Source organism: Erythrobacter sp. 'gip.4 top 5', from assembly GCF_056495765.1.
The window spans coordinates 3,045,001-3,062,136 of record NZ_CP200270.1 but is presented as its reverse complement, the minus strand read 5'-3'; the positions used below and the strand labels follow the sequence as shown (position 1 = coordinate 3,062,136).

Annotated in this window: 18 protein-coding genes, 2 tRNA genes and 2 rRNA genes (1 of these 22 only partly in view); 13 read left to right on the top strand and 9 right to left on the bottom strand. The window is 60.3% G+C overall.

Going from position 1 to position 17,136, the window contains the following annotated elements; genetic code table 11:
* Positions 1-31: 31 nt before the first annotated feature.
* The 4 genes from ACRANW_RS14890 to ACRANW_RS14875 are packed head-to-tail and all read right to left on the bottom strand — an operon-like array spanning position 32 to position 2,351.
* Entirely contained in the window at positions 32-493 is a 462-nt protein-coding gene (locus ACRANW_RS14890; RefSeq protein WP_479432526.1) for a hypothetical protein, read from the bottom strand.
* A 45-nt stretch (positions 494-538) separates the two neighbouring features.
* Positions 539-1,273, bottom strand: a complete 735-nt coding sequence (locus tag ACRANW_RS14885) for a M48 family metallopeptidase (protein ID WP_479432525.1) — start codon at positions 1,271-1,273, stop codon at positions 539-541.
* The gene (locus ACRANW_RS14880) at positions 1,270-1,758 is read right to left on the bottom strand and encodes a YcgN family cysteine cluster protein (RefSeq protein WP_479432524.1); all 489 of its coding nucleotides are present in this window, start codon (positions 1,756-1,758) and stop codon (positions 1,270-1,272) included. The genes ACRANW_RS14885 and ACRANW_RS14880 overlap by 4 nt, the downstream gene beginning before the upstream one ends.
* Entirely contained in the window at positions 1,746-2,351 is a 606-nt protein-coding gene (locus ACRANW_RS14875) for an SCO family protein (protein ID WP_479432523.1), read from the bottom strand. Before ACRANW_RS14875 ends, ACRANW_RS14880 begins: the two co-directional genes overlap by 13 nt.
* A gap of 107 nt (positions 2,352-2,458) precedes the next feature.
* Between ACRANW_RS14875 and ACRANW_RS14870 the strand changes: the two genes are divergently transcribed.
* The 5 genes from ACRANW_RS14870 to ACRANW_RS14850 all read left to right on the top strand — a co-directional run bounded on the left by ACRANW_RS14870 (position 2,459) and on the right by ACRANW_RS14850 (position 5,223).
* Positions 2,459-3,100, top strand: a complete 642-nt coding sequence (locus tag ACRANW_RS14870) for an ankyrin repeat domain-containing protein (RefSeq protein WP_479432522.1) — start codon at positions 2,459-2,461, stop codon at positions 3,098-3,100.
* 1 nt (position 3,101) lies between these two features.
* Positions 3,102-3,773, top strand: a complete 672-nt coding sequence (locus ACRANW_RS14865; protein ID WP_479432521.1) for a COQ9 family protein — start codon at positions 3,102-3,104, stop codon at positions 3,771-3,773.
* Between the two features lie 132 nt (positions 3,774-3,905).
* Entirely contained in the window at positions 3,906-4,472 is a 567-nt protein-coding gene (gene ssb, locus ACRANW_RS14860; RefSeq protein WP_479432520.1) for a single-stranded DNA-binding protein, read from the top strand.
* Positions 4,473-4,618: 146 nt separating this feature from the next.
* On the top strand, positions 4,619-5,014 hold the full coding sequence (locus tag ACRANW_RS14855; protein ID WP_479432519.1) for a hypothetical protein: 396 nt from the start codon (positions 4,619-4,621) through the stop codon (positions 5,012-5,014).
* Complete coding sequence (locus tag ACRANW_RS14850) at positions 5,011-5,223, top strand: helix-turn-helix transcriptional regulator (protein ID WP_479432518.1); 213 nt, start codon at positions 5,011-5,013, stop codon at positions 5,221-5,223. Before ACRANW_RS14855 ends, ACRANW_RS14850 begins: the two co-directional genes overlap by 4 nt.
* A gap of 4 nt (positions 5,224-5,227) precedes the next feature.
* On the opposite strand, the gene ACRANW_RS14845 is transcribed toward ACRANW_RS14850, so the two are convergent.
* Together ACRANW_RS14845 and ACRANW_RS14840 are read right to left on the bottom strand one after the other, a co-directional pair.
* On the bottom strand, positions 5,228-5,761 hold the full coding sequence (locus ACRANW_RS14845; protein ID WP_479432517.1) for a YceD family protein: 534 nt from the start codon (positions 5,759-5,761) through the stop codon (positions 5,228-5,230).
* Positions 5,758-6,285 carry a ubiquinol-cytochrome C chaperone family protein gene (locus ACRANW_RS14840; RefSeq protein WP_479432516.1) on the bottom strand — a complete coding sequence of 176 codons (528 nt, stop codon included), beginning with the start codon at positions 6,283-6,285 and terminating at the stop codon, positions 5,758-5,760. The genes ACRANW_RS14845 and ACRANW_RS14840 overlap by 4 nt, the downstream gene beginning before the upstream one ends.
* A 265-nt stretch (positions 6,286-6,550) precedes the next feature.
* Here ACRANW_RS14840 and ACRANW_RS14835 point away from each other — a divergent pair, with 265 nt between their 5' ends.
* The 4 genes from ACRANW_RS14835 (at position 6,551) to ACRANW_RS14820 (ending at position 9,358) form a co-directional block, all read left to right on the top strand.
* On the top strand, positions 6,551-7,030 hold the full coding sequence (locus ACRANW_RS14835) for an outer membrane protein assembly factor BamE (protein ID WP_479433964.1): 480 nt from the start codon (positions 6,551-6,553) through the stop codon (positions 7,028-7,030).
* Positions 7,031-7,099: 69 nt separating this feature from the next.
* Positions 7,100-7,657 (top strand): ATP-dependent protease subunit HslV, encoded by a 558-nt coding sequence (gene hslV, locus ACRANW_RS14830; RefSeq protein ID WP_479432515.1) that lies wholly within the window; start codon positions 7,100-7,102, stop codon positions 7,655-7,657.
* A gap of 25 nt (positions 7,658-7,682) precedes the next feature.
* A complete protein-coding gene (gene hslU, locus ACRANW_RS14825; RefSeq protein WP_479432514.1) occupies positions 7,683-8,984 on the top strand; it encodes an ATP-dependent protease ATPase subunit HslU in 1,302 nt (433 codons plus the stop codon).
* Positions 8,984-9,358 carry an ACT domain-containing protein gene (locus ACRANW_RS14820; protein WP_479432513.1) on the top strand — a complete coding sequence of 125 codons (375 nt, stop codon included), beginning with the start codon at positions 8,984-8,986 and terminating at the stop codon, positions 9,356-9,358. The genes hslU and ACRANW_RS14820 overlap by 1 nt, the downstream gene beginning before the upstream one ends.
* 155 nt (positions 9,359-9,513) lie before the next feature.
* Here the strand turns inward: ACRANW_RS14820 and ACRANW_RS14815 are convergent, their stop codons facing one another.
* A complete protein-coding gene (locus ACRANW_RS14815) occupies positions 9,514-11,454 on the bottom strand; it encodes a S9 family peptidase (RefSeq protein ID WP_479432512.1) in 1,941 nt (646 codons plus the stop codon).
* A 103-nt stretch (positions 11,455-11,557) separates the two neighbouring features.
* Entirely contained in the window at positions 11,558-13,426 is a 1,869-nt protein-coding gene (locus ACRANW_RS14810) for an ABCB family ABC transporter ATP-binding protein/permease (RefSeq protein WP_479432511.1), read from the bottom strand.
* Between the two features lie 663 nt (positions 13,427-14,089).
* Between ACRANW_RS14810 and ACRANW_RS14805 the strand changes: the two genes are divergently transcribed.
* The 3 genes from ACRANW_RS14805 to ACRANW_RS14795 all read left to right on the top strand — a co-directional run bounded on the left by ACRANW_RS14805 (position 14,090) and on the right by ACRANW_RS14795 (position 15,943).
* A 16S ribosomal RNA gene (locus ACRANW_RS14805) occupies positions 14,090-15,576 on the top strand.
* Positions 15,577-15,780: 204 nt separating this feature from the next.
* Positions 15,781-15,857: transfer RNA gene (locus tag ACRANW_RS14800), tRNA-Ile, on the top strand.
* 10 nt (positions 15,858-15,867) lie between these two features.
* Positions 15,868-15,943, top strand: a tRNA-Ala gene (locus tag ACRANW_RS14795).
* A 108-nt stretch (positions 15,944-16,051) separates the two neighbouring features.
* On the opposite strand, the gene ACRANW_RS14790 is transcribed toward ACRANW_RS14795, so the two are convergent.
* Positions 16,052-16,243, bottom strand: coding sequence for a hypothetical protein (locus ACRANW_RS14790; protein WP_479432510.1), 192 nt, complete (start codon positions 16,241-16,243; stop codon positions 16,052-16,054).
* Between the two features lie 36 nt (positions 16,244-16,279).
* On the opposite strand from ACRANW_RS14790, the gene ACRANW_RS14785 reads away from it, so the two are divergent.
* Positions 16,280-17,136 (top strand): 23S ribosomal RNA (locus tag ACRANW_RS14785); it runs 1,935 nt beyond the window's last position.
* Together the 16S and 23S rRNA genes with 2 tRNA genes alongside form the textbook arrangement of a ribosomal RNA operon.

Here is a 17,136-nt window from a genome sequence, read left to right as displayed (position 1 = left end):
CATTCGTGGTCGCCCGGGCACAGGTTGTCGGTTATTGCGGGACGCTTTCATCGGTGCCCTGCGCGACGCGTGCGGCTATCGCCTCGCGCTCTTTTGCGGCAGCGGCTTCCTCGGCCGCACGTTCGGCTGCCGCCTTGCGCTCGATCTCCTTGACATCCATGCCCGCCGCTTCGCCAAGCGCCTTGTATATGTTGCGCTTGGCTTCGGCGATCCGCGCTTCTTCGGCGGCGCGCAGCTCCTTGATTTCCTGATTGGCGCGGTTTTCTGCCGCGATCTGGGCATCAGTGCGGGTTTCATCCAGCGTGGTGATATATTCGATCGTAGGCCGCTCCGGCTGGCCGTAAGATGTGCTGTTCATTCCCCAATACAGCATCCCTGCAACAGGCAGCATCGATAGCCCCAAAATGGGCCAGCGATAGGGCTGGGGGCGGCGCAGCTGTTGCCAAAGATCGGCGAAGCCATTGACGGGGTTGAAGCGTGATTTGGAAAGCATGACAGCAATATAGAGTGCGCGGGCGCGATCGCCAAATGCTTCGCGTCAGCCAAAGCTCACATAAAGCCCGCGGCCGTGCTCCTTCAGCCAGCGATCGGCAGCGCCAATTTCGCCTTCAAAGATGCGGGCAAGCAGCGCGTGGAAGGCGGGGCTGTGATCGAAGTGGACAAGATGCGCGACTTCGTGCGCCACCACCGAACGGCGCACGAAATCGGGCGCCTGCACCAGCCGCCAATTGATGCGGATGCGGCTTTTGTCCGAGCATGATCCCCAGCGGCGCTGAGCACGGGTCAGGCTGATCGGGACGGGATCGAGCCCCGCAGCCGCGCAGTAATCGTGCATGTCTGCTTCGGCGAGGCGCAGGGCCTCCGCTTCGAGCCAGCGCCGAATGCGCCCTTCCAGGCCCGTCTCCGGCCCGCCAATCCGCAACGCCGCGTCGGCCAGCGCCGGGCGGCGCGGCGCCGCCGCGTCCCACGCGACTTTCAGCGTTGCACCGCGATAGCGCACCTCGCCATCGGGCGCTGGCACGGCGCGGGCGGGAAGCTTTGCCAATTGATCGGCAAGCCAGGCTTTGCGGGCATGGGCAAAGGCAATCGCTTCGCGTGCCTGCGCCCAGGCGGGCAGACTGATGCGCACTTCGCTGCCGTCCGGCGCAAGCCGCAAGGTCAGCCGGCGGGCGTTTTGCAGCCGCCGCAGCACAATCGGCAGGCGTTGTCCGCCGAGGTCGATGTCGGTTTCAAGCGCCCGGCTGCTGGCCATGCCCTGCAGCCAGTCGATCACGCGCTGTCCTCGGGCAAAGCGGCTTCGCGTTCGGGCCAATCGCGCGACGTAGGCCATTGCACGATATGATGCTCCATCGGCCCCGCGTCGATTTCGCTGACCACCCGCTCCACTACCGACACCCCGGCGCGGCGCACGGTATCACGGTCGCCCGACAGCAGATAATGCCAGCCCGGCAGCGGCTGATCGTCGGCGCGCAGACGGTAGGCGCAGGTTGCTGGCAACCAACTGACCTGCTCGACGATCCGGAGGGTCAACCGCAGGCAATCGGGGACGAAGGCCTTGCGGTTGCGGTAATCGCTGCACTGGGCGGTGCGCGTGTCCAGCAGGCGGCAGGCGATATTGGTGTCGAAGATCTCGCCGGTGTCCTCATCCTCGATCTTGTGCAGGCAGCAGCGGCCACAGCCGTCGCACAGCGCTTCCCATTCGGGCCGGGTCAACGCGCGCAGTGGCAGCTCCCAGAAGCGGTCTCTCACTTCACCCATCGGTCCAGTTCCGCTGCGACAGCATCGGCGCCCTGATCGACTGGCAGTGTCGCCAGCGGCTCGCCTTCGGGGCCGAACAGATAGACGATGTTCGAATGGTCGACGAGATAGCCGCCGCCTTCCATCTCTTCGCCCTTGGCGAAGAAGATCTTGAAGGTTTTGGCGGTGGCGGCGATCTGTTCGGGTGTGCCGGTCAGGCCGATGATGTCAGGTGAGAAGGCGGTGGCGAATTCGCCGACCACCTTCTGCGTATCGCGTTCAGGGTCAATGGTGATGAAGATCGGCTGGATCTTTGCCGCCGTGGCGGGATCGCTGGCCTTCAGAATCTTCAGCCCTTGCGCCACGCGCTGCATGTCGGTCGGGCAGATGTCGGGGCAATAGGCATAGCCGAAATAGACGATGCGGTACTTGCCCGCAAAATCGTCCCAACGTACGGTTTCGCCCATGCTGTTGCTCAGCGCGAAATCACCACCGATGGATGCGCCCGCCAGCGGGGGGTCTTCGACCGGCGCGGCAGCGCTGCACCCGGCAAGTGCGAACGCGCCTGCGATCAGCAGAGCCATAAATGGGGAAGGGTTGTTGTTGCGGTTCATGCTCTGCTAACTGATCAAGGGTGATGGGGCGTCGGGGGCGACTTCGGTCTTGCCCTGTGTCCCGGCACACACCAGATGTGTGACAGGAAATGCGAAAGGATCAAACCGTGGCCGTCGATGTTTTGCGCAAGTTAGGGCCTCGTGCGAGGATTGCCAGTGCCATCCTGCCGCTTCTTGCGCTGGGGCTGGCCGCGCCGGCGGTCGCGCAGTTCCAATCGGAAGGCTACAAGTTTCTCGAAGCGGTCAAGGATCGCGAAGGCGACGAAGCGACCGAGATGCTCAGCAAGCCCGGTACGCAAATCGTCAATTCGCGCGACATCACCAGCGGCGATACCGGTTTGCACATCGTGGTGGCGCGCAGTGATGCGCTGTGGATCCGCTTTCTGCTGCAGCGCGGCGCCGATCCGAACATCCGCAACAAGAGGGGCATTTCTCCGCTCCAGCTGGCGACCGCGATGGGCTTTACCGAAGGGGTCGAAGCGCTGATCAATGGCGGGGCAAGCGTCAACGTGTCTGATCAGACCGGGGAAACACCGCTGATTGCCGCTGTGCATTCGCGCAACGTGGCGATGGTACGGCTGCTGCTGGAAAAAGGCGCAGACCCGGACCGTAACGACAATTCGGGCCGCTCGGCGCGGGACTACATGGCCTTGATGAACGGCAATACGATGATGGAACAGGAATTCGCCAACGCTGATACGAAGCGCACAGCGGCGGGAACCAAGCGTGATTACGGGCCTTCTTTCTGACATGACCATAACGACCGATTTTGCCGACCTGACGCTTGATGAACTGCGCATCGCGCTTGCGCCCGATATTGCTGCGTCTGCGATTTTTGATGGCTGGAACGAAACCGCGCTGCTCGCCGCAGCCGAAATGGCCGGATGCGATGTTGACGTGGCCCGGCTCGCCTTTCCGGGCGCCAAGCCGATGGACATGGTCGAAGCGTGGATTGCCAGCGTCGATCAGGCGATGGAGGCGGAATGGCCAGCAGAGCGCCTCGCCACCATGAAAATCCGCGCTCGGATCCGAGCACTGGTCGGCTTCCGGCTGGAAGCGGTCGCGCACATCGACGAAGCGGTGCGCCGCGCACTGGCCGTGATGGCGCAGCCGCAGAACGTGCGCCGATCGCTGAAACTGGGCTGGGGTTTGGCCGACATCATGTGGCGGCTGGCAGGCGACACCGCCACTGATTACAATCATTACACCAAACGCGCGATCCTGGCGGGCATCTATTCGGCCACGCTGGCGGTATTCGTGAACGACGAAAGCGAAGGCAAGGCAGAGACCTACGCCTTCCTTGACCGGCGGTTAGACGGCGTGATGAAGTTTGAAAAGGTCAAGGCGCAGCTCACGGGCAAGGACCGTGAATTGCCAAGCCTGACGCGGTTTCTGGGGCGACTGCGTTACCCGGCCCGGTAACTAGGCACGCGCAGCGGTGGGTAAAGGCCAAGGCGTTGGTGCACCCGCGCGCAAGCTGGCCTATTGCCCGACTCGGATTCGCAGGCCATCGTGCGCCAGCGGCATCAAGACATTGACGGGAAGGGTATTTCGATGGCGGGTTCGCTCAACAAGGTCATGCTGATTGGCAATCTCGGGGCTGATCCCGAAATCCGCAGCTTTCAGAACGGCGGCAAGGTTGCAAACCTGCGGATCGCCACGTCCGAACAGTGGAAAGACAAGAACACCGGCGAGCGCAAGGAAAAGACCGAATGGCACACGGTCGCGATCTTTTCTGAAGGGCTGGTCAGCGTGGTCGAACGCTACCTCAAGAAGGGCAGCAAAGTATTCGTCGAAGGCAAGCTCCAGACGCGCAAGTGGCAGGATCAGAACGGGCAAGACCGGTACAGCACCGAAATCGTGATTCAGGGCCTCGGCGGCACGCTCACCATGCTTGATGGCGCATCGGGCGGCGGTATGGGCGGCGGTGGCGGCAGCGGCGGTGGCGGTATGGGCAGCCGGTCGGGTGGCTTTGGCGGCGGCGGTGGCAATGCCGGTGGTGGGAGCAACTGGGATCAAGGCGGCGGCGCGTCGGGCGGATCGGGCGGCAACTTCAGCGGCGGGCCCTCCGGCGGCGCAGGCGGCGGCTATGACGATCTGGACGACGATATTCCGTTTTGATCCCGCCATAAATCGGCATGATCACAGGCAAGCCCCGCAAGCAGTTGCGGGGTTTTTGCGTTGGGCTGATGTAAAAAGTTTTTGACATTTGCGACGAAATGTAAAAACCTCTGGACATCGATCTTGTGAACACGGAGCTTCGGGCCATGTCATACCGAACGAAATATTGGTTGCTCTGCGCGCTGGCCTTTGGCGCGGCAGCGCTGGCGGGGGTCATCATTGGAAAAACCGTTCCTGCGGCTGAGGCTAGCCCCGATGCCGCGCTGCTGTTCCCGCTATTACTCGGGGCGGGCGCATTGGTCATGGCTGCGGGCTGGCTGTGGTGGCGCAAGACCGATGATCTGCAACAGCACGGACAACTCGTCAGCTGGTATTGGGGCGGCACCTGCGGCGCGCTCGCCATGCTGATCTATCTGGCGGTGTTTTTTGGCCGCCACAGCGATATGAGCCTTGGCGCGATCTATTTGTTTGTGTCCCAATTTGCCGGATTCGTGGGCGTCTCGCTGGTGTGGCGCCTGCGCGGCCGAGGGCAATCAGAGTGAAGAACTGCCTTCGCGACCTGCGTAAGGCGCAAGGTCTCAATCAGGCCGACTTGGCCGATCGGCTGGAAATCTCGCGCCAGACGGTGATCGCGATCGAGGCCGACAAATATGATCCCTCGCTGCCGATGGCCTATCGCATGGCGGCCTTTTTCGAAGTGCCGGTTGAGGAGCTGTTCGCAAACCCATGGAAGGCGGGCGAGAACAAGTGACCACTCAATCCCTTTTGAGCCCTGACAGCAGTGCGGCTAGGGGCCCGTCCTGCTCGCCTTCCGCCACAATTCCCGCAGCGGCCCGTGCAGCGTCCGCGTTCGGGCCTTCCGCGTAGGGATCGATAGCAAGGCCCAGCGTTTGTGCGACGGCTTCGCCAAGATCGAACATGTCGCCGTTGTAGGCGATCTCGTCGCAATCATCGGCTTCGAGTTCGATTTCGTCTCCTTCGGCCACAGGGCGCACGGTTTCTTCGACAAATCTGAGGTCGACCGGCTCGTCGATGGTGACGGGGAAGGGCTCGCCGCTGATGGCACACGGTTGCAGGACCGCAGCCCTGAGCCGCCCGGTCACACGGATCGCGCGCGGTTTTTGTCCGAGCGCAATTTCGGCCCGCACGCTTTCAACTGCGTCCAATCCGAACCGTGAGGCAAGGGCAGCACGCTCGGCCGCGGTGGCTTCGATCACTACCGCTTCACCCGACAGCGGGCGCGCCTTGACCATGCGGGTAAGCTCTGACGGAGGCAGGGGGGCGTTCACCAGATTGCGTTCGCTTTCAGCATTTCTTCGTCAGAAAAACGTCCCAGCCGTTCAAACAGTTTCATCACCCGGCTGGCCACGGCACGGGCGCTTTCGCCTTCGTCAGCGCCTTCGACGAAGGTCACATTGCGCTGGATCGCGCCGATCAGCTTTTCCATGTCGCCCGCGTTCAGCGCGCTGCGATAGGCACCGAGGCGTCCGCCCAGCACGCTCATCAGCTTGCCGATACGCTTGCCCACAACCACATCATTAACGCCGAATTCGCGCAACTGGCCGTCCATGTCCTCGACGAACAATTCGGCCAGCAACGCGCTTTCTGTCCGCATTTCCGAGGCTTCGATCCGGACAATTACAGTGCTCAGAACCGCGGTAATCATGTCAAACCGCCCGGCAATCGAATCCGCCACGTTGCATTCGGCATAATAGGCCGAATCGCGCGCCAATTCGATCACGCGGTGCCACAAGGGGCGCACATTTTCGCGCGGGTCAGGTTCGGTACCGAGCAGGCGGGAGAGGAAGGACATGAAAATAGGCCTTTCAGGCAATTGTCTCGTGACGAAAATGTATGATCGCACACCGTTCGTCTTACGCCAACGCACGAAGCGCGGATGCGTTCAACCGCTGTTCAAGCGGGTTGTCTCACCGATGCGTCATATGGTGCGTTGCAAGCTTGCGCCTAGCCCCTTAAAGCACCTGCCCCAAGGGACAAATGCGCGAGTGTGCGCGAATGCAGGACGGGATTGAGACGCTTTGGCGCAGATAAACGCGAATGTGAAATGGGCCAGCGCGATGAATGTGAGCTGGCGCAAGCTCCGAAGCGCGGTGCTGCTGGCAGGCGTGGCGGCGATGCTGCCGGCGTGTTCGGCAATCCGCGAATCACGGGGCTACATTGTCGATCCGCTGCTCAGCAACGCGATTCAGCCACAAATCGACAACCAGCAATCGGTGGAAGGCACCCTTGGGCGTCCGACGTTCATGAGCCAGTACGGCACCCCGACGTGGTATTATGTGTCCAGCATTACAGGTCAGCGCCCCTTCAGCCGTCCGCGCATTCAGGACCATACCGTGCTTTCCGTGACCTTTGACGAAGCCGGGCGTGTGGCAGAGGTCAAGCGCAGCGGCATGGAAAACGTCGTGTTCCTCGATCCGAACGGTAACAAGACCCCAACGCTCGGGCGTGAACGTGGCTTCCTGGAAGACCTGTTCGGCAACATCGGGCAGGTTGGCGGCGGTGGCCTGCCGGGTGGTGGTGGACCGGGCGGCCCATAATCGCCTGACCCCCATAATCGCCTGGCCAGCGCGCTTGATCCTGAGGGAAGGCGCGCCATATTCCCCTGCATGACAAGCGAACACGCCAGCCACGGCCTGATCCAGTGGCACGGAACCACCATTATCGGCGTCCGCCGCGCAGGCACCACCGTGATCGCCGGCGACGGTCAGGTATCGATGGGCAACACAGTGATGAAGCCCAATGCCCGCAAGGTGCGGCGGCTGGGCGACGGTAGCGTGATTGCTGGTTTTGCTGGCGCAACCGCGGATGCCTTCACTCTGTTTGAGCGGCTTGAAAAGAAGCTTGAGCAATATCAGGGCCAACTGATGCGGGCGAGCGTGGAGCTGGCCAAAGATTGGCGCACCGACAAGTTTTTGCGCAACCTTGAAGCGCTGATGATTGTCGCTGATCACGATACGCTGCTGGTGCTGACCGGCAATGGCGACGTGCTGGAGCCGATGGGCGAAATCGCCGCGATCGGATCAGGTGGCAATTTTGCGCTCGCCGCCGCCCGTGCAATTGCCGACTACGAGGCCGACGCCGAAACCATCGCCCGCAAGGCCATGGCGGTCGCCGCGGAGATCTGTGTCTTCACCAACGGCAACCTGACGGTCGAGACCGTCTGATACCCCTCAATTTCCCTGGAACATCATGACTGAAAACCTGACTCCCAAGGCGATTGTCGCCGCGCTCGACGAACACATCATCGGCCAGGCCGATGCCAAGCGCGCGGTCGCGGTGGCGCTGCGCAATCGGTGGAGGCGCCAGCGGCTGGGCGCGGACCTGCGCGACGAAGTGACGCCCAAGAACATTTTGATGATCGGCCCCACGGGCTGCGGCAAAACCGAAATCAGCCGGCGTCTGGCCAAGCTTGCCGAAGCGCCCTTCATCAAGGTGGAGGCGACCAAGTTCACTGAAGTCGGCTATGTCGGGCGCGATGTTGAACAGATCGCGCGTGACTTGGTCGAAGATGCGATCCGGCTGGAGAAAGAACGCCTTCGGGAAAAGGTCCGCGAAGCGGCATCTGAGGCCGCAATGGATCGGCTGCTGACCGCACTTGTGGGCGACAACGCCTCAGAGGCCACCCGCGCCAGTTTCCGTCAGCGGATTACCCAGAACGCGATGAATGATGTCGAGGTCGAGATCGAAGTGCGCGATACGCCAGCGGCGCCGTTCGACATGGGTAACATGGGCGGACAGATGGGGATGATCGACCTCTCCGACATGATGGGCAAGGCGCTGGGCCGCAAGAACACGCGCCGCCAGAAGCTTCGCGTGCCCGATGCGTGGGACCGGCTGGTCGAGGAGGAAGCCGACAAGCGGCTCGATCAGGACGATGTCGCCCGCGCGGCGCTCCATAATGCCGAAACCAACGGGATCGTGTTTCTCGACGAGATCGACAAGATCGCCGTCAGCGACGTGCGCGGCGGCTCGGTGTCGCGCGAAGGCGTGCAACGCGATCTGCTGCCGCTGATCGAGGGCACTACGGTTGCCACCAAATATGGTCCGATGAAGACGGACCATGTGCTGTTCATCGCCAGCGGCGCGTTCCATGTCGCCAAGCCTTCGGATATGCTGCCCGAATTGCAGGGCCGCTTGCCGATCCGGGTCGAGCTGCGCGCGCTGACGGAAGCCGACTTTGTGCGCATCCTGAGTGAAACGCGCGCCAACCTGGTCGCGCAGTACAAGGCGTTGCTGGGCACGGAACAGGTGACGCTGGAATTTGCCGATGATGCGATCCCCGAGATTGCGCGGATCGCAGCGCAAGTGAATGCGACAGTCGAAAACATCGGGGCGCGGCGGCTTCAGACCGTGATGGAACGGCTGCTGGAAGAGATCAGCTTTGAGGCTGAGGATCATACCGGTGAGACGATCACGATTGATGCTGCCTATGTGAATGCGCGGCTGGCAGGGCTGGCGAGCAATACCGATCTGAGCAAGTATATCCTGTAATGGCAGGCGGCCCGGTCAGTGACCTTGCCGGGATGCTGGCGGGCATGGCCCCGGTACTGGATGGGCAGGCCTGGCGCTTTGTTCTGCTTGAAGGCGAGTCGCCTGCCGATGCATTCGCGCTGATCCGCGAGGGTGAAGGGGTAACCGCAATTGTCCCTCACGAAAGCGGCGATTTTGCCCGCATCACCTTGATGGTGCACTCCGCCTTGACGGGTGTGGGGCTGACTGCGGCGGTGGCGTCTGCGCTGGCCGAGCGGGGCATCGCCTGCAACGTGGTTGCAGGCTTTCACCACGATCACCTGCTCGTGCCATGGCAGCGGCGTGACGAGGCGCTTGCCGTTCTGTCCGAACTCTCTGCCTGCGGCGGGGGATAGAGCGCTTTCCTACCGGGCGCGGTGGTGCCAGTCCGGCCTGTATGAATATGCTCGCCCCGCTCCTGCCGCATGGTGTTGCGCGAGGTTTGGGAGCCATCTTTTTTCCGTTTCTGGCCAGTGTCTCATGTGTCTCCAACAGGGGGAGACGCACAGGCTTACTCGCCCAGCAGATGCTTCTTCCAGAACACCAGTTGCGCCAAGAAGGCGTAGTCAGAATTGGCCTTCTTGGCGAAACCGTGGCCTTCATCGGCGGCGACCAGATGCCACGCCTCGCTTCCATTGGCCCGGATCGCGGCGACCATCTGATCGGCTTCGGATTTGGGCACCCGCGGATCATTCGCGCCGGTGATGACGAACATCGGCTTTTCGATCTCGTTCACGCGGGTCAGCGGACTGATTTCGGTCAGCTTGGCGCGCTGCGCCGGATCACGCTCGTCGCCATACTCCACACGGCGCAGGTCTTGCCGGTAGGGGTTGGTGTTTTCGAGGAAGCTGACGAAATTGCTGATGGCGACAGTGCATTGGGTCGCGCTCAGCTTGTCCTTAAGCTGCACGGCTGCGGCATAGCACATATAGCCGCCGTAAGATCCGCCCGACAGGCCGATGCGCGCTGGGTCGACCGCCGGATCGGCCCGCACGGCATCAATCAGCGCGGCCATGTCGCGCACGGAATCCTCGCGCTTAAAGGGGCCGTTGTCGAGGCTGACGAATGTTTTGCCGTACCCGGTGGATCCGCGCACGTTGGGGTAGAAGATACCGATGCCCAGCCCGTTGAGATGATAGTTATTGCGGCCCATGAAGCCTGCCGTGCTTTGGCCCTCCGGCCCGCCATGGACAGATACGATGAGCGGGCGTTTGCCGGGGAACTTCGCCGGATCGGGCAGATACAGCAGGCCAGACACTTCCAGCCCGTCAAAGCTTGTGGTGGTCACGATCCTGGGTTCGACGTTCGCTTGCGTGTCGAGGCCGCCGGTTTCGCTTTGCGTCCAGCGGGTCAGTTGCATTGTCTTGGGGTCAAGCGACCACACATCGGCCGCGCTCTTGGCGCTGGAAAAGCTGAAACCGATTTCGCCCCACGGCGCGATTTCGATGCCGCCGATCTGGCCGGCGGGGAGGGCATCGACCTTGGTAATCTGGCCGGTGACGACATCAAGAATGCGCAGCCGGTCGGACCCGGCTTCGTTGACTTCGTAGGCGATTGTCTTGCCGTCATCGGAAATGGCGAAACTGTCGACATCCCAGGCCTCCTGCGAGACGGGGCTGAAAGCTCCCGAGGCGGTGTCAAGCCGGCCCAGACGCTGGAAATCCGACCCCTGATCGCTTGTGACCCACAAGACGCCATCGGCAGCAACGGCCAGGCCGCCATAAGCAATTTCGGACGCGGTGTCTCCGAACGGGGTCATGGTTCCGGTCGCAAGATCAAGCCGGTAGAGATCCACGTCCTGCACCGAATTGTATTTGGCAGCGTAGGCCGTGCGCTTGTCGGGCGAAAACGCGGCAATGTACCATCCGTCGCCCTGACTTTCATGGACCATGCGCGCCGTGGACGGATCGCGCGGGTCCATGACGTAGAGATCGGAGTCCACGCCGTTGCGGCGGGTCGAGCTGTAGCCGATCAGCGCGCCATCCTTGCTCCAGGCGTTGATCTGGTTGCGGCTCTTGCCATCGGTCAGCAGTGTCAGGCGGCCGTCCTTCAAGCTGTGGAGCTGGAAATATTCATCTCCGCCGCGATCCTTGCTGACAACGATAATATCGCCCCGGCCCGGCGCATAGGAGCCGCGCACGGGCTCGGCTTCAAAGCTGATCTGGCTGCGGGCACCCAGTGGGGCTTCGACCCGGTGAAGCTGGTTGGTGTTGGCAAAGCGGGTGGCAATCAGCACGGCGCGGGTGTTGGGATCCCACCCGGCAAAGCCTGCGCCGCGCGCTTCGAGATAGGGGCGGGCGCCTGCGGCCATGTCCAAGGGGATCGGCGGCATGTCCTCGGCTGTCAGCGCGGCGGGAATCGGAATGGCAGCGTCCGCAGCGGTTGCAGACTGTGCAGCGGCGGGCGTGGCAGCGGTGGCCAGCAGGAGGGCAAGCAACGAAACATGACGCATGAGCGGATCTCTCTCCAAAGTCTTCCCGCGGACGGGAGCAAGGGAAAGAGACGTAACGGCAGCCTGGCAGCTGGGCAATCCTGCCCGGCGGACGGTTTCGCGTCTATTCGGCCGCCTCTGCATCGACCGCGACATCATCACTGCTGCGCTCGTTCGCCTGCCGCGCCCACATGTCGGCATAAAGTCCGCCGCGCTTCAACAATGTGCCGTGATTGCCGCTTTCCACCAGGCGGCCCTGGTCGAGCACCAGAATGTTGTCGGCGTCCGCAATGGTGGAAAGCCGGTGCGCAATCGCAATTGTCGTGCGGCCCTGCGCAATGCGTTTCAGCGTACCGAGGATCTCCTGTTCGGTGCGGGTGTCCAATGCGCTGGTCGCTTCGTCCAGCAGTAGGATCGGCGGGTTCTTGACCAGCGTTCGGGCAATCGCAACGCGCTGCTTTTCCCCGCCGGAAAGCTTCAATCCGCGTTCCCCCACCATCGTATCGAAGCCATCGGGCAGGCGCTCGATCAGCGGTGTGAGCGCGGCATCACGTGCGGCCTGCATGATCCGGTCATGATCCGCCCCTTCCGCGCCGTAGCCGATGTTGTAGGCAAGGCTTTCGTTAAACAGCACGGTGTCCTGCGGCACGATACCGATCGCGGCGCGCACACTATCCTGAAGTACGGAGGCAATGTCCTCGCCCCCCACCAGCACGCGGCCTTGTTGCGGATCGTAGAAGCGGAACAGCAACCGCCCGATTGTGCTCTTGCCCGCACCCGAAGGCCCGACGATCGCGGTGGTGCTTCCGGCCGGCACCTCGAAACTGAGGCCGTTGAGGATCGTGCGGCCAGGATCATAGCCAAAGGTGACATTCTTAAATGCCACCATCGGCTTGCGGACAATCAGAGCAGGTGCGCCCGGCTTGTCCTTCACTTCGATGTCGGTGTCGATCAGGCGGAACATCTCACCCATGTCGATCAGGCCCTGGCGGATTGTGCGGTACACCCAGCCCAGCACATCCAGCGGGCGGAACAGCTGGATCAGCAGGGAATTGACCAGCACGAGATCGCCCACTGTCAGTGCGCCCGTGCTCCATCCCCAAACGGTGTAGGCCATGGCGGCGCCCACAAGCGCATTGGTGATGACAGATTGCGCCATGTTGAGCAGGCCAACAGAGTTTTCGGACTTCACCGCCGCTTCGGCGTAGGCACGTGCGGCTTGTGAGTAGCGGGCTTCTTCACGGGATTCGGCGCTGAAGTACTTTACTGTCTCGTAATTCAACAAGGAGTCCACCGCGCGGTGCAGCGCTTTGCCGTCAAGATCGTTCATCTCACGCCGCAGCTTGGTGCGCCACTCGGTGATCGCACGGGTCACCCATACATAGGCGACGACAGTCACAGCCGTGGCCGCCACCAGTTCAATGCCGAAATTGATGTAGAAGATGACGCCGACCGCGATCAGTTCAAAAATGGTGGGCGCGATGTTGAACAGCAGGAAATACAGCATCTGATCGATGCTCTTGGTTCCGCGCTCGATGATCTTGGTGACCTCGCCCGTGCGCCGCGCAAGGTGGAAGCGTAAGGACAGGCGGTGGAGGCGGTGGAACACGTCCTCCGCCAGGTGCAACGTCGCAACCTGGCCCACCCGCTCAAAAGCAATATTGCGAAGGTTATCGAAAGCAACCGACGTAAAGCGGCCCAGCGCATAGGCTGCGACGAGCGCTAGGGCCACAGTTGCACCATCGCTCGCAATTGTTCCTGTTGCTGACATGGCGTCAACGGCGCCCTTGTAGGCAAAGGGAAGGGCGAGCGTGACGCCCTTAGCCGCAAGAACCAGGGTCATCGCTACAGCGATGCGGATCCTAAGGCCGGTATTATCCTTGGGCCATAAGTAGGGCAGGAACCGTTTGAGCGTCGCCCAGCTTTCTACGTCGCGCGGAAGGCCGGTCTTGGCGGAGGAGGGATCGGTGGGTGTCGAGGTTTCTGGCGGCATGAGTGGCGATGTGGGCCTGCGGCGTCGCTATCGCAAGGCACGCTACAGCGTTGGCTGAGCCGGGCGTGTCGGGTTGGACGCTTATTGGTCGCAACCAGATCCCATCTGCTTGGGTTTGAGAACAGGCAAAATAGGCCGGCTCTACGCTGACATGGTAGGGCTTCCAACGTTAGCGAGGCTGGGTCCTGTCGCAGGGCTGTACCAGAAAATGGGCGATTTGCGTCATTTGTGGGATTGGTTGAAACAAAATTGCAAAAACGGTCTTGACCGAATCTGTTGGTCGACCTAGATGGGCTTCACCGACGCGGCGCAGACGGTTTTAGCTGTAGTGCCTGGGTTGGTCGCCAACATAAACGGATAGCCGGTTCCTCGGTATAGATCGGGGGTAGCATGGCTGTCCGCTATTACTGTCTGGTGGTTCTTTGACATTGTTGATTTTTGATGAAGGGACATGTGGGCGACGGCGCCCGGTCTGGGGACCTCAAGGCTCCGGGTACCGGTTAATTTAAGCCGATGCCGCGTTTGTTGCGACCACCACGGTTGCGGCAGATGTTAAGCATGTTCATTCGTATCCATTACGTTTGACAGCAGGTATTGGCTCCTTGCAGCTCATGCCGGACTGGTTGGTGGGGATTTATCCTCGCGCTGGTTTGGTGTGTGACACAACTTGAGAGTTTGATCCTGGCTCAGAACGAACGCTGGCGGCATGCCTAACACATGCAAGTCGAACGAACCCTTCGGGGTTAGTGGCGCACGGGTGCGTAACGCGTGGGAACCTGCCTTTTGGTTCGGAATAACAGTGAGAAATTACTGCTAATACCGGATAATGTCTTCGGACCAAAGATTTATCGCCATTAGATGGGCCCGCGTAAGATTAGCTAGTTGGTGGGGTAAAGGCCTACCAAGGCGACGATCTTTAGCTGGTCTGAGAGGATGATCAGCCACACTGGGACTGAGACACGGCCCAGACTCCTACGGGAGGCAGCAGTGGGGAATATTGGACAATGGGCGAAAGCCTGATCCAGCAATGCCGCGTGAGTGATGAAGGCCTTAGGGTTGTAAAGCTCTTTTACCCGAGATGATAATGACAGTATCGGGAGAATAAGCTCCGGCTAACTCCGTGCCAGCAGCCGCGGTAATACGGAGGGAGCTAGCGTTGTTCGGAATTACTGGGCGTAAAGCGCACGTAGGCGGCTTTTTAAGTCAGGGGTGAAATCCCGGGGCTCAACCCCGGAACTGCCCTTGAAACTGGGAAGCTAGAATCTTGGAGAGGCGAGTGGAATTCCGAGTGTAGAGGTGAAATTCGTAGATATTCGGAAGAACACCAGTGGCGAAGGCGACTCGCTGGACAAGTATTGACGCTGAGGTGCGAAAGCGTGGGGAGCAAACAGGATTAGATACCCTGGTAGTCCACGCCGTAAACGATGATAACTAGTTGTTCGGGCTCATAGAGCTTGAGTGACGCAGCTAACGCATTAAGTTATCCGCCTGGGGAGTACGGTCGCAAGATTAAAACTCAAAGGAATTGACGGGGGCCTGCACAAGCGGTGGAGCATGTGGTTTAATTCGAAGCAACGCGCAGAACCTTACCAGCCTTTGACATCCTAGGACGACTTCTGGAGACAGATTTCTTCCCTTCGGGGACCTAGTGACAGGTGCTGCATGGCTGTCGTCAGCTCGTGTCGTGAGATGTTGGGTTAAGTCCCGCAACGAGCGCAACCCTCGTCCTTAGTTGCCATCATTTAGTTGGGCACTTTAAGGAAACTGCCGGTGATAAGCCGGAGGAAGGTGGGGATGACGTCAAGTCCTCATGGCCCTTACAGGCTGGGCTACACACGTGCTACAATGGCATCTACAGTGGGCAGCTACTCCGCAAGGACGCGCTAATCTCCAAAAGATGTCTCAGTTCGGATTGTCCTCTGCAACTCGAGGGCATGAAGGCGGAATCGCTAGTAATCGCGGATCAGCATGCCGCGGTGAATACGTTCCCAGGCCTTGTACACACCGCCCGTCACACCATGGGAGTTGGATTCACTCGAAGGCGTTGAGCTAACCCGCAAGGGAGGCAGGCGACCACAGTGGGTTTAGCGACTGGGGTGAAGTCGTAACAAGGTAGCCGTAGGGGAACCTGCGGCTGGATCACCTCCTTTCTAAGGATATTCACGAAAGCGTCAGGGCTTGTCTCTGGAAGTGCTTCGTGGCTTTCTAAAGAACATTGCCGTCGTCCTCATGTCCTTTCATCAATCGGATACAGCTTGCAGCGCTGATGTGTTTGCGAGCTGTGTGCCTGAGCCGGCTCACGCCCGTTTGCGGCAGCCTTTTCCTTTGGGAATGGCGGCCGGATGCGGTGGTGTGGGCCTGTAGCTCAGTTGGTTAGAGCGCACCCCTGATAAGGGTGAGGTCAGTGGTTCGAATCCACTCAGGCCCACCATTTACCTTAAGGGGCCTTAGCTCAGCTGGGAGAGCACCTGCTTTGCAAGCAGGGGGTCATCGGTTCGATCCCGATAGGCTCCACCAGGTACCCACCTGGTCAGGGACACACTGGCGTCGCGATAAGCCGCTGACGCTCTGATATCCGATAGATGAAACGAAAGCGTATTCCGCCCCGAGTGATCGGTGTGCGGATTAGGCGATCGCCATGTTTTGCATGGGATTGCCGATCTTTGACATTGTGAATGGGTTTTTAAATCGATGCCGTGGCGGTATCGTCGTTTTGGCGCGGGCCTTTGGGTTTGTGGGCAAGGCGGCGCATATCATCACATTAATCAAATTGATTATCTGGCTGAGATAATTTTCTGCATTATCGAGAAGCGGCAAGTTCTATGCAGGCTTGTCGTTGATAGTGTGGATTCTCAAGCGTGAGGTAAGAGCATTTGGTGGATGCCTTGGCATGTACAGGCGAAGAAGGACGTGGCACGCTGCGATAAGCGTCGGGGAGTTGTGAGCAAACTTTGATCCGGCGATTTCCGAATGGGGAAACCCACCTTCACCATTTCTTCCAGTTGGCTTTCGGGCTGTCTGGGCGAGGTGGATAAGGTATCACCGAGCTGAATAAAATAGGCTTGGTGAAGCGAACCCGGGGAACTGAAACATCTCAGTACCTGGAGGAAAAGACATCAACAGAGATTCCCGTAGTAGTGGCGAGCGAACCGGGACCAGGCCAGTGCCTTCTTTTCAACTAGCAGAACACTCTGGAAAGTGTGGCCGTAGCGGGTGACAGCCCCGTATGCGAAAGTGATGAAGAAGGACTAGAGTAGGGCGGGACACGTGAAATCCTGTCTGAACATGGGGGGACCACCCTCCAAGCCTAAATACTCGTACATGACCGATAGCGAACACAGTACCGTGAGGGAAAGGTGAAAAGCACCCCGATTAGGGGAGTGAAACAGTACCTGAAACCGAATGCTTACAAGCAGTTGGAGCCTCTTTAGGGGGTGACAGCGTACCTCTTGCATAATGGGTCAGTGACTTAATCTAGCATGCGAGCTTAAGCCGTTAGGTGTAGGCGAAGCGAAAGCGAGTCTGAATAGGGCGACTGAGTATGTTGGATTAGACCCGAAACCCGGCGATCTAGGCATGAGCAGGTTGAAGGTGCGGTAACACGCACTGGAGGACCGAACCGTTTAATGTTGAAAAATTATCGGATGACTTGTGTTTAGGGGTGAAAGGCCAATCAAGCCGGGAAATAGCTGGTTCTCCGCGAAATCTAT